The sequence below is a fragment of the Micromonospora sp. NPDC093244 genome (assembly GCF_040683695.1).
In the GTDB taxonomy this organism is placed as follows: domain Bacteria; phylum Actinomycetota; class Actinomycetes; order Mycobacteriales; family Micromonosporaceae; genus Micromonospora.
In genome coordinates this window covers 1,300,319-1,312,522 of sequence record NZ_JBFBEO010000001.1, presented here as the reverse complement: position 1 = coordinate 1,312,522, position 12,204 = coordinate 1,300,319, and the positions used below count along the sequence as shown (strand labels likewise).

7 protein-coding genes are annotated in these 12,204 nt (G+C 69.2%); 6 read left to right on the top strand and 1 reads right to left on the bottom strand.

The window, feature by feature from the left end:
• The first annotated feature begins 23 nt into the window (after positions 1-23).
• Entirely contained in the window at positions 24-794 is a 771-nt protein-coding gene (locus AB0N27_RS05775) for a hypothetical protein (protein ID WP_364363710.1), read from the top strand.
• On the opposite strand, the gene AB0N27_RS05770 is transcribed toward AB0N27_RS05775, so the two are convergent.
• Entirely contained in the window at positions 791-6,796 is a 6,006-nt protein-coding gene (locus tag AB0N27_RS05770) for a DUF4011 domain-containing protein (RefSeq protein WP_364363706.1), read from the bottom strand. The two genes, AB0N27_RS05775 and AB0N27_RS05770, sit on opposite strands and share 4 nt — an antisense overlap.
• Before the next feature lie 429 nt (positions 6,797-7,225).
• Here AB0N27_RS05770 and AB0N27_RS05765 point away from each other — a divergent pair, with 429 nt between their 5' ends.
• From AB0N27_RS05765 to AB0N27_RS05745, 5 genes are all read left to right on the top strand, one after another.
• Positions 7,226-8,383: a DUF6883 domain-containing protein gene (locus tag AB0N27_RS05765; protein ID WP_364363703.1), complete on the top strand. Its 1,158-nt coding sequence runs from the start codon at positions 7,226-7,228 to the stop codon at positions 8,381-8,383.
• Positions 8,384-8,387: 4 nt separating this feature from the next.
• A complete protein-coding gene (locus tag AB0N27_RS05760; RefSeq protein WP_364363700.1) occupies positions 8,388-8,582 on the top strand; it encodes a DUF4926 domain-containing protein in 195 nt (64 codons plus the stop codon).
• A 224-nt stretch (positions 8,583-8,806) separates the two neighbouring features.
• The gene (locus tag AB0N27_RS05755; protein WP_364363697.1) at positions 8,807-9,142 is read left to right on the top strand and encodes a nucleotide pyrophosphohydrolase; all 336 of its coding nucleotides are present in this window, start codon (positions 8,807-8,809) and stop codon (positions 9,140-9,142) included.
• A gap of 213 nt (positions 9,143-9,355) precedes the next feature.
• Positions 9,356-11,188, top strand: coding sequence for a DUF2075 domain-containing protein (locus AB0N27_RS05750; protein WP_364363694.1), 1,833 nt, complete (start codon positions 9,356-9,358; stop codon positions 11,186-11,188).
• A 123-nt stretch (positions 11,189-11,311) separates the two neighbouring features.
• On the top strand, positions 11,312-12,148 hold the full coding sequence (locus tag AB0N27_RS05745) for an aldo/keto reductase (protein ID WP_364363691.1): 837 nt from the start codon (positions 11,312-11,314) through the stop codon (positions 12,146-12,148).
• Positions 12,149-12,204 lie beyond the last annotated feature (56 nt).

Sequence of the window (12,204 nt, the reverse complement as noted above, 5' to 3'; positions counted from 1 at the left end):
CGATCTCCTCTACCCTGGGCGGCATGGGGGACGCCAACGAGCAACCCAACCGGCGCGAATGCTTCGTCATCGCGCCGATCGGCCCGGAGGGCTCCGAGATCCGCGAGCGCAGCGACCAGATCCTCGAATACGTCATCCGTCCGGTGGTCGAGGCCCGCGGATTCCAGGCGATCCGGGGTGACGAGATCGAACGCGCCGGCCTGATCACCTCACAGGTGCTCGACCGGATCATCCAGAACGACCTGGTCATCGCGGACCTCACCGACCAGAACGCGAACGTCTTCTACGAGCTGGCCGTGCGGCACGCACTGCGTAAACCGTTCGTGCAGCTCATGGCAAAGGACCAGCAGCTCCCCTTCGACGTACAGGGCATGCGCACGATCCTGGTCGACCACACAAATTTGCGCAGCGTACACACCGCCAAGGAGCAGCTGGGCCGCGCCATCGACTCGATAACCGACGACGCCGACATCGTCACCCCGATGTCGGTCGCCCTCACCCTGCAGGACCTGCGCGGCTCGTCGAGCCCACACGAGACCGGCCTGTCACAGATCATCGAGACCCTGCCGCAGATGATGGACATCCTCCAGGACCTGCAACGGCACATGGGCGGCACCGCCCCCGCTGAACCCTCCGAGGCGGACGACCACCGACGGCTGCGCGGCCTCATCATGTCGCTTACCGACCGTGGGGTGGTGACCGAACAGGACCTCGTCGGCCTGCTCGGCGGGGCCAGCAGCAGGTTCGACAGGTGGGTCCAGCACCTCATCCAGCGCTCCAACGGCGCCGGCTAAGCGTCCCGGCCCGCCAGGGCGAGGCGTCCCTCCTGGTCGTGGCGAAGGCGGCCGCTGGTCAGGGCCACGTGCAGTCCGTACCGGAGGAGCTTGTCGATCTTCTCGGTACGGCGACGGTAGCCGAGCCGTTCCAGGCCGGCACGCAGCAGCCGCTCCTCGTCCATGCCCGGTACGCCCTGCAGCACGTGCACGAGGGCGTTGGCGACCTCCTCGGGCGGCACCTCCTCGAACGCCCTGTCGTTGCTGGCCTGGGTGACCCGGTACGCGCGGTATGCCTGCGGGTCGACACCGTCCGGCCAGGCGTACCCGCCAAGCGTCGGATGCCGGTACAGCCGGCGGGCGTCGACGAGGGCGAGTACGGCGGTGCGCCGGTCCTCGCGGGTGCGCAGGAAACCGAACCGGGCGAGTGCCAGGCGCGCGAGGCGGTGCTGTTCCACGGGCCCCTCCGCCTCGATGATCTCGTGCAGCGCGTCGCGCATCAGACCGCGTACGCGCTGGTCGGTGGCGAGCAGGTCGAGGTCGGCCTGGTCACCGAGCGGCGTCGGGACGTACGGAACGAACGGGCTCGCCGTGATGGCGTCGGGTGCTGTCGTCGCGACGGTGACCGCCTGCGGTGCGGACGCCGGCGCGAGTGCGGTGACTGATGTCGGCGACGGACCCGGACCGGGCTCCTCGTCGGCCGCGGGACGCGACTGCGGCATCTCGGCCGGTGCCGGCTCGACGCGTTGGCGCGGCGGCGCCATGTCGTGGTGCGGCGGCGCGATGTCGTGGTGCGGCGGCTCGGCCCCCACGGGCTCGGGCTCCGGTTCGACGGACGTGGTGGCCGCGGCTCGGGTGAGCGCCTCGTCGACCCGGTCGAGCAGGGCCGACCGGTCGCGGATCCACGCCGGCAGCCAGAAGCGCACCACCTCCGACCAGCCCATGATCGACCGGAGCAGCGCGGGCGCGGAGTCCCGGTCGGCAACTGTCGGGCGGGCACCCCAGTCCGGACCGTCGAGCATGACGGCCACCTGCCACCGAGGCGTCCCCGGCGTGCGGACGGCGATGTCCACTGTGAAGTCGGAGAGGCCGTGCGAGGTACCGACCTCGTGGCCACGCTGGCGCAGCGCCGCCGCCACCTCGTCGCGGATCCGGCTGCGCCGTTCGGCCCGGCTGGCCGTCAGGTCACCGAGTCGACCCACGCCGGCCGCGGCCATCTCGCAGTACGCCCGCAGGTGCTGTGCGCCGAGCGCGGAGGTCCGGGACAGGTCGATGTCCGACGGGTCGAACGACGAGTACAGGACGACCTGGCGGCGGGCCCGGGTGATGGCGACGTTGAGTCGCCGTTCGCCGCCGGCCTGGCTGAGCGGGCCGAAGTTCAGCGGAAGCTGGCCGGTCTCCGGGTTGGTGGAGAAGGCGAGGGAGAACAGGACCACGTCACGTTCGTCTCCCTGCACGTTCTCCAGGTTCTTCACGAAGATCGGCTCCGCGACCGCGCCGGAGAGGTGCTCGCGGATGACCGGGTCGCTGCTCTCCTCCAGCAGGTTGAGGATGAGGTCCCGCTGCTGGATGTTGAAGGTGACCACGCCGACGGACCGGGTGGCGGTCGCCGGATCGTGCAACCGGCGGGTGATGTCCCCGAGGATCGCCCGCGCCTCGACCTCGTTGGTACGCGAGCCGCCCCGGTCGTACTGGCCGTCGACACGCCGCCAGGTGACGCCGGCCGAGCTGGCCGCGCCGGGCGACGGGAGGCTGGAGAGCTTGTTGTCGTAGTAGTAGCGGTTGGAGAAGGCGATGAGCGACTCGTCGTGGCTGCGGTAGTGCCAGGACAGCCAGCGCTGCGGCAGTCCCGATTCGACGGCCTCGCTGAGGATGCTCTCCAGGTCCTCCGGCACCGGGCCGTCGCCCTCGTCGACCTCGTCGACGCTGTGGCTGGCCTGCATGATGCTGCTCGGCGGCATTTGTCGGGAGTCGCCGACCACCACCACGGCGCTTCCCCGACCCATCGCGCCGATCGCCTCGGCCACGCGGATCTGCGACGCCTCGTCGAAGATGACGAGGTCGAAGCGTTGGCTCCCCGGTGCCAGGAAGTTCGCCGCCGACGCCGGGCTGACCAGCACGCACGGGGTCAGCGCGAGCACGGCGTCCGGGTACTGCTCGAACAACTCCCGGAAGGACCGCCCGCCCCGCTTGCGGCGAAGCTCGGCGGCGAAGTCGGCGAAGCGGCCCCGCCTGTCGGTCGGGCTGAAGGGGCGTCGGCGGACCAGCACCGCCGGCAGCTGTGTCGGCAACGCGGACCGCAGCTCACCGGCGGCCGCCTCGAACTGGCTGATCTCGTCGTCGTGCAACTCCGGGTCGAAGTACTGCAGGCCGCCGGCCCGTACCCGTTCGGTGAGGGACGCGGTCGCGACTCCCCGTCGGTAGACCTCCTCGGCGAGCTGCGCGGTCACCTCGGCGCGCAGCAACTGGTCGCGGTAGTCGGTGAGGCCGGCCGAGGCCAGCACGTCGGCGTGCGCCAGGACTGTCGCCCAGCGGCGCAGCGGGAACAGTTCCTCGGCCCGCAGCTCGTGCAACCAGGCACTGCCGTCACGCTGCCACGCGTCGACCCAGTGCGATCCGGTGGCCCACAGGGTCAGCTCCGGCCCGGCCGACCGCAGGACCCCGCGCCAGGCCCGCCACCGTGAGGCGACGCGGTCGAGAAGACCCGCACCGACATCGGTGAACCCGTCGTGGAACAGCTCCCAGGCCTGTGGGTGCCGGGCCAGGAGCGTTCGCCCGACCCGGGTCGCCTCGACCGCCTCCGCCAGCCGCTCCTGCGCGTTGGGGTCGGTGGGCTGCCACCGCGGCAGCCACAGCCCGCCCACCGCGACAATCCCCTGCTGGAGCGAGGCCGCCTGCGCCTGTGCGGCCACCAGCCGACCGGTGGTGACCTCCACCTGGTCGACGTCGAGCGTCGCGCCGGCGACGAGGTGCACCGCCAACCGGTCCACGACGGCCTGCCGACGCTTTCGCTTTCCGAACAGCTTCCTGGCCGCCTCCTGCGCCTCGGCGTGCCAGGCGGTCACGTCCGGGTTGGCGAACACGTCAGGCCGGAAGGTCGCCAGCTCGCCGGCGAAGCCCTGACGGAACGCCGCCAGGTCCGCCTGGAGCCGGGTCACCGCCTCGTCCCACCGGCGGTCGCCGGCCCGCACGGTGGTCTCCCGGTCCGGCAGCAGTCCGCGTACGGCGAGCCAGGCCCCTGCCTGCAACTCGCTCACGGTCTCCGGGGCGGGCAGCGTCCGCAGCAGGTCCACCACCTGCGGGTGGGCCGCGAGGTCGGCACGGAGGCGTTCGAGTTCGGCGGCGATCTCGGTGACCGCGGCGCCGTGCAGCCCGTCGAGGGTGCGGCAGCCGCTGAGCGCCCACGGGTGCCCGGCTCGGAGCCGTGCCGACCGTGCGGCCGCCGGGAACTCCCGCAGGGCCTTCTCGACAGGCGCGCGCGCCTCGGCCGGCGCGTGCAGGTAGCTCGACGGGATCGGTGCGACCGGGCCGTCCCCGTACGCCAGGGTCTGCTCGTAGGCCGACCAGAGCGACATTCCGACGGGGTTGGTGGTGTGCACCTGTGCCGGGTACTCGGTCAGCGGGGCGAGCCGCGTCCGGTACGCGGTCTCGACGGCCGTCCACCCGCCGTCACCGCCCTGGTCGTGCTGGTCGAGGGCGTCGCGCAGCTGCTGGCGGATGGCGTTGAGCGACTGCTTGCGCCCGTGCAGGTCGAGGGCGAACGGGCCGAGACCGATCTGCCTGAGGCGGCGCTTCACCACCTCCAACGCGGCCTGCTTCTCGGCGACGAACAGCACCGACCGGCCCGTGCTGACCGCCCGGGCGATCATGTTGGTGATCGTCTGCGACTTGCCGGTGCCGGGCGGGCCCTCCAGGACGAAGGAGTGGCCGCGCTCGGCGCGCACGATGGCCTGCATCTGCGAGCCGTCGGCGGGAATCGGCAGGTGCAGCTCGGCCTCGTCGACCATCACCTCGGCGTCGTCGGGACGGGCGGGGTCGTCGAAGGTGGCACCTGACGAGTCGACCAGGTGCCGGACGACCGGGTTCTCCAGGAACCGGGGCCAGTGATCGGTGAGGTCCCGCCACATCTGGAAGGTGGAGAACTGCAGCAGCCGCAGGCTCGCCGTCTCGTCGATGCGGTAGTCGAGCCGGTTGTCGACCAGGCCGGTGTTGATCGCGGCGAGAGTCTTGGCGATGTCGATGCCGTGCCCGTCGAGGACCGGCCGTTCCAACTCCGGGATCCGGACGCCGTGCTTGACCCGCAGCCACTCGACCAGGCAGTGGTTGGGGCTGGCGACCTCGGTGCCGTCGATGACCATCGCGTACGGGCGACGGCCGGTGCCGCCCTCGACGCGTACCGGTAGGAGGAACAGCGGCGCGTACGCTTCTCCCCCTGTCGTCTTCGTGTGCACAAGCGTGCCGATGGTCAGGTAGAGGTAGTTGCTGCCGGTCTCCTGCTCCATGGTGCGCGCCTCGCGCTGCAGCGCCCGCATCGCCGTCTTGTACCGAGCTTCGGTGACCGCGCCGTAGACCCGCCGGTCGGTACGCAGCTCCCGGGTCAGGATCTCCGCGTCGAGGTCCTGCGCCCGACGTGCCCCGGCCAGTTCGTGGACGTGGCTGATGTCGTCCTGCGGGATGACCTGCACCTGCTTGCCGTCGTGGATCAGGTCGTCCAGCAACGGCAACGCGCCCGCCGGCACGTGCAGGTCCAGGCCGCGACCCCGCTTGGGCAGGTTGAGCAGCGGGTTGCGCAGGCTCAGGTCGAGCAGCGACTTCTTCCACTGTTGGATCCGGGCCGGCGAGCCGTCGGACTGCTGCACCACCTCGTCGCCGTCGTCGGCGAGCTGACGCAGCTTCGCGGCGGCGACGCCGTCCGGAAGGTCGAGGGACGCTGTTGTCTCCAGCGTCGCCTCGGCGTCGACCGCGGCGGGCGCGACCAGTTCGTCGGCTGACGGCAGCGGTCGGATCCCCGAGCGGTGGGCCAGGTGCACGTCGACGAGACCCTGCACGCGCTCACCGTCGCCGCGGAAATGGCCGAGCCCCACCCGTACCGCCTCGGTGAAGGTCGCCGACTGCGCGCCCGGCCCGATGCGTGTCAACTCCACAGGCACCGCCCGGCCGGAGTCCACCATCGAGATCAGCAGATTGCGCTCGGTCACCGCGGCCGAACCCAACCGCTCCTCCTCCAGCAGGAAGCCGCCGAACGCGTGCCCCTCGCTGATGAAGATGAGCGGGTGCAGACCCGCCGCCTCCAGACACGCGGCGTACGTGACAGCCAGGTCGAGGCAGTTTCCGAGTCGGCCGTCGAGCACCGCGGCTGTCGTCCGTACCTTCTGGCCGGTGTTCTCGAACGACGCCGGCAGGGTCTGGTAGGTGATCTCGAGTTGGCGTAACGCCTCGTACACCGCGCCGGCGATCAGGGCCGCCCGCTCCGAACCCTCCTGGTAGCCCTGCAACGAGCCGGAGCCCGTGCGCGCGAGCAGGATCTGGGCAGCCGCCCGCAGGACCGCGTCGACCGCCCGGGTGTTCGGCTGCACGAAGGCCGCCAGGCTGTCGTACAGGGCCGGGCTGTTGAACCACTCGTTGTGCGCGAGCACCCGTGACGGGGCGACCAACGTCAAGTCGTTGTCGGCTGTCTCGACGATGAGGCGGTAGTCGACCGGGAACGCCTCGTCGGTGCGGTACAGCAGCACCCGGTCGGGCGTGAAGTCGCGGAAGTCGGCCCAACTCGTGCTCGCCCCCGGCGGCAACGGCGCGGTGAGCGTACGCGTCCACGGCTCGGTCAACGGGCCGTCCGGGCCGCGCAGCTCCAACGTCACCGTCACGTCGGCCAGCTCGACCGCGCCCCGGTTGACCAGGGTGAGATGCCGGACCAGCGGCACCCGGTTGTGCACCAGGGCGGCGTTGATCGCCGGCTGCACGAGCAGCCCGACTTCGAGCTGGTCGTCGTCGGCGGTGAACTGCGCGAAGACGCTGTCGGACATGGGCGTTTCTCCAGGTGGCGAGACCAGGGAGGGCCAGCCTACTGGTCAACCCACCGGTGGAGAGGGCCCCGGCCGTACAACCACTTTGGGCCCTGTACGTCCGAAGCGGTACCTGCCGTGCACGACGAGGCACCCAGCACGACCTCGCTGATGGTCAAGTCAGGGGGAGCTACGCAGGGAACGAGGCTGCACACGCAACGCCACCGGTTGATAACGTATCGATGCTTCTGCTGGTGTCGATCGGTGGCAGTCCCCTGGGGAGGTTCGCATGTGGGCGCACCACCCGGCGTTCGCCGCAATGGAACGCCATCTCGACAGGGACGTTCAACACCATCCCTCCGCGCACACCGCCCGGGCAGTCGCAGACCAGCACCGGACCCCAACGGCACCCCGTGGCCACGCCATGCCGCTGGTTGATGGGGCGCATCGGTGCCGGTGACGCCCAATCCGCTCGTCGCCGCTGCAGCCGACACCTCACCCAACGCCTGGGCCGGAATCTGGCTCTGCGAGGACATCGAACTGATCGCCCAGGGCATCCGCACCGGCAGTTGGATCGACGGCAGCTTCGGCGTCATCAACGCCGGTCTGGACGCCCTCGCCTTCGTCACCGACCCCGCCAGCGCCCTGCTCCAGTACGGCATCGCCTGGCTCATCGAACACGTCAAACCCCTCAGCGAAGTCCTCGACTGGCTCGCCGGCGACCCGGCGCAGATCGCCGCACACGCCGAAACCTGGCACAACGTCGCCACGTCGCTCCGCGAGGAAGCCGCCACCCTCGCCCGCACCGACGTAGCTGCTTGGAGCGGAGCAGCCGCAACCGCCTATCGCGCCTGGACGACCGAGCAACAACAAGCCATCGTCGGGCTCGCGCTCGGCGCCGACACCATGTCCGCCATCACCGAAGGCGTCGCCGGCCTCGTCGCCGCCGTCCGACTCCTCGTCCGCGACGCCATCGCCGCCTGCGTCTCCCGCCTCATCGTCTACGCAGCCGAACTCCTCGCCACGGGCGGACTGGCCACACCACTGGTCGTGGAGCAGGTCACCGCGACTGTTGCGTCATGGGGGGCGCGGATCGCACGACTGCTGCGCGGACTGCTTGCCAGCCTGCGACGGCTGATACCGGAGATCCGCCGACTCGGCGACGTCATCGACAAGCTCAAGCAGGCGCTCGGGCGACTCCGCAAGCAGTCACCGGACCCACAGAGGGCTGACGGCCCCGGACCAACCAAGCTCCCGAACGACCCCGAACGACCGGACTTCACTGAAGCCGAGGTCGACCCGAGGAAGATCACCGCCTACGCCATGAACCCGGACCATCCTGTCGGCAGGAACAAGTATCGCGTCATCAACTCCGCGACTGGCCTCGGCCCGGTGGACGCCGACGTGATCATGCAGCAAATCCGCGAAGGTGTGCGTGGGGGCACGCCTCTGCCCGGCAAGACGGACGAGTTCGGCGAACGGTTCTCCGTGGACCTTCCCCTGACCGGGCCTGGTGGCACAATCACCGTCCGGACAGCCTGGATACTGGAAACCGGAGCATCCGCACCTCGGATGGTGACCATCTCGTTCCCGCCCAAGGAAGGATGACGTGGTGGAGCTGTATGACGTAGTGGAGCTCCAGGAAGCCATTCCGGGAGAACATCTGCCGGCAGGCGCGGTGGGGACGGTTGTTCACATCTTCAGTGCCCCCTCGACCGCCTACGAAGTCGAGTTCACCGACGCCGATGGCCGCACCGTCACCATGATCACGCTCCGGCCTGACCAGGTGATTCGCCGCGACGGGTAGTGGGGCGAGGCGCAGTTCCCACGCGCCGCGCTCCGGTGACCGCGTGGGCACCATCGCCTGGTGCCAATCCAGCGCTGGTTGACGTAGCGAGAACATGTCCCGTCCCGGAGACCCTGAAGGTCCTAGCCGCGCGCACTCTCCGGCGGTGGCACCTCTGCGCAAGCTGAGCACCCGAGCAGCTACCGTTTGTCCAACCGGTTGGGCAGCCTGCGATGCTCCATGCCATGGATGACTTGACGGATCGCGTGCGAGCATTCGCTGAAGCGCGGGAATGGCAGCAGTTCCACACGCCCAAGAACCTGGCCATGGCCCTCGCCGGGGAGGTCGGCGAGCTGATTGCCGAATTCCAGTGGTTGACGCCCGCGGAGGCCTCGGCAGTCATGAACGACCCGGATGCCGGCAGCCGAGTGAAGGCCGAGATCGGCGACGTAATGATCTACCTGACCAGGCTCGCCGATGTGCTCGGCGTCGACCTGATCGAAGCGGCCCTGACAAAGCTCGACGATTCGGCGCACCGCTATCCCGTGGAACAGGCTCGCGGTTCGGCGGCAAAGCGGTAAGCAAGAAACGATGTCAGCATGGCGTTGAGTTGATCTCTTCGCTACAGTCCTTGCCGTAGGAGCGCGTCACGACGGGCTTCCGGCGATTGCCGGACACGCCCCCCATGCGCACGATCACTTCGTGCTGCCCGGGGGCAAGTGTTGTCAGCGTTCCGTACGTCCGCCGATGGTCTGCTGCGCCTGGCTGACGCCGGCATGCTCGTAGACCGAATCGTGGAGCAGCTCGGCCACGATGTGAGCCCGGCAGAGCGCCGTGCCTGGTCACGCAGCCTTGACGTGCTGGGGCAGGATCTCGTCGATGCTGGTCTCGGACAGGTGGAGATGCTTGTCGAGTACCAGCTCCCGCTGACAAGCAAACGAGTCGACGTTGTGCTCGCAGGAGTTGATCCGAGAACATCCGACGACTCCTACGTCGTTGTGGAGTTGAAACAGTGGTCCTACGCCGAATCCTACGAGGGCGCTGAGAACCTTGTGGCAGTGGAGCGGGTACGCGGCGCGCGGCTGCATCCCGGCGTTCAGGTCGAGCTTTACTGCGAGTACCTGACGGACTTTCTCGGCATCCTCTCAGAAGACCGGAATCCGGTGCGGGGTGTGGCGTACCTGCACAACGCCGTGGACCGCGACATCAGCGACCTGTTCGATCGCCAGGCGACCGAGCAGAGCCGAATCTTCACCAAGCAGCGGCGCGGCCAGTTCCACGACTACCTACGCACCCATCTGGCTCCGAAGTCAGGCGCCGGCGCCGCAGACCGCTTCCTCACCAGCTCTGTTCGGCCCAGTCGGCACCTGCTGAGGTACGCCGCACAGGAGCTGAAGGATCGGTCGCACTTCACTCTGCTGGATGAGCAACGCGTGGCGTACGAGCTGGTTCTGCACGCGGTGGAGCGCGCCCGGTCGGCCGACCGCAAATCGGTCGTGGTCGTGTCGGGTGGACCGGGCAGCGGCAAGAGCGTGATCGCCCTTTCGGTGCTTGGCGAGCTGGCACGCCAGAACCGGTCCGTCATGCACGCGACGGGCTCACGATCGTTCACCCAGACCCTGCGTCGATACGCTGGTAAGGGCTCGACCCGACTGAAGAACCTGTTCGGCTACTTCAACAGCTTCATGTCCGCCGAGCGCAATGGTCTGGACGTGCTGCTCTGCGACGAGGCACACCGCATCCGGGAGACCTCCGTCAACCGCTTCACACCAAAGACGAAGCGCGACAAGGCGCGCCCGCAGGTCGACGAGTTGATCGCCGCTGCTCGGGTGCCGGTTTTCCTGCTCGATGAGCACCAGGTGGTGAAGCCGGGCGAGTTGGGCAATGTGGACGTCATCTCGTCCTACGCGAAACAGCTCAACCTGGATGTCGAGGTGGTGTCGCTGCACAGCCAGTTCCGCTGCGGTGGCAGCGAGGCATACGAGCAGTGGGTTGTCGACCTGCTCGGCCTCGACGGCGGCGAACCGTCGGTCTGGACCGGTGACGGGAGGGTCGACCTTCGTCTCGCCGAGTCGCCCGCCGAGTTGGAGGCTTTCCTCGCCGGGAAGCAGGCATCCGGCGTGACGGCGCGGATGTCCGCAGGATACTGCTGGCCCTGGAGCGATCCGCGCCCGGACGACAGCCTGGTGGCGGACGTAAGAGTCGGTGGCTGGTCCCGGCCCTGGAACGTCAAAAGTGACCGCAGCGTCGGGGAAGCGCCGGGCAGTGCGTTCTGGGCCACCGACCCGAACGGCTTCGGGCAGGTGGGCTGCGTCTACACGGCACAGGGCTTCGAGTACGACTGGTCGGGCGTCATCATGGGGCCCGACCTGGTTGCCCGGGAAGGTCGGTTGGTGACGCGGCGCGAGGAGTCGAAGGACCCTGCGTTCCGTAATCGCAAGTCGGTCAGCGACGCCGAAGCGGACCTGCTGATCCGCAACACCTACAAGGTCCTGCTGACCCGCGGCATGCAGGGCACGATCGTCTACTCCACCGATCCGGAGACACGGGCGTATCTCGCCTCGCTCGTCAATGTGATCAGACCAGTCGAGACGGTCTACGAGACGGCCGATGACGACCTGCGCTGATCCTCCGGTGCGCCCCGCGACGGGACGACGTAGCACGCGGGCGCGAGGTAGGTGTCGGGCCTTGGTAACGGCCACCCGTTCAGCATCGAGCCCCCGCCGACGTCCCGCGGGTAGGGTCCGATCATGACGATTCCCCACCTGACGGCCGCTGACGGCACCGCCCTGCCGGCGATCGGGCTCGGCACGTACCAGCTGAACGGCTCGGCGGGAGTCGACGCGATCGGCCAGGCGATCCGGGCGGGCTACCGGTTGATCGACTCGGCGGTGAACTACGAGAACGAGGGCGCGGTGGGTCGGGCCGTACGGGCTGCCGGCGGCGTACGCGACGAGTTGATCGTGACGTCCAAGCTGCCGGGGCGGCACCACCGTTTCGACGAGGCGTTGACCACCATCGAGGAGAGTGTGTTCCGCACCGGCCTCGACCGGGTCGACCTCTACCTGATCCACTGGCCCAACCCGAACGTCGACAGGTACGTGCAGGCGTGGCGGGCGCTTATCGAGGCGCGCGAGCGTGGCCTGGTCCGGCACATCGGCCTGTCGAACTTCCTGCCGGAGCACATCGACCGGTTGGTGGCCGAGACCGGGGTCGCTCCGGTGGTGAACCAGATCGAGGTGCATCCGTACTTCCCGCAGCAGGACGCGATCGACTACCACCGGGAGCACGGGATCCTCGTGCAGGGTTGGAGTCCGCTCGGGCACGGCAACGACCTGCGACAGCACCCCACGATCGTGGAGATCGCGTCCGCCCACGGCGTCAGCCCGGCGCAGACCATCCTTGCCTGGCACGTGGCGCGTCAGGTGATCCCGCTGCCCAAGGCGGCGTCCCCGCAGCGGCAGGTCGAGAACCTGGACGTCTTCGGCATCACGCTCACCGACGCCGAGGTGGAGGCCATCACCGCCTTGGGTCGCCCCGACGGGCGGCTCGCGGACCAGGACCCGGCGGTGTACGAGGAGTTCTGACCGCCCGAGTCCCCTGGTGCGTGCTCGACGGACGTGACGACATCGACCGGGTGCGG

What these genes read in the sequence shown, in the direction of transcription:
- AB0N27_RS05775 (WP_364363710.1), top strand. Translation starts at nt 24, where the DNA reads ATGGGGGACGCCAACGAGCAACCCAACCGGCGCGAATGCTTCGTCATC.
- AB0N27_RS05745 (WP_364363691.1), top strand. Translation starts at nt 11,312, where the DNA reads ATGACGATTCCCCACCTGACGGCCGCTGACGGCACCGCCCTGCCGGCG.
- AB0N27_RS05755 (WP_364363697.1), top strand. Translation starts at nt 8,807, where the DNA reads ATGGATGACTTGACGGATCGCGTGCGAGCATTCGCTGAAGCGCGGGAA.
- AB0N27_RS05770 (WP_364363706.1), bottom strand. Translation starts at nt 6,796, where the DNA reads ATGTCCGACAGCGTCTTCGCGCAGTTCACCGCCGACGACGACCAGCTC.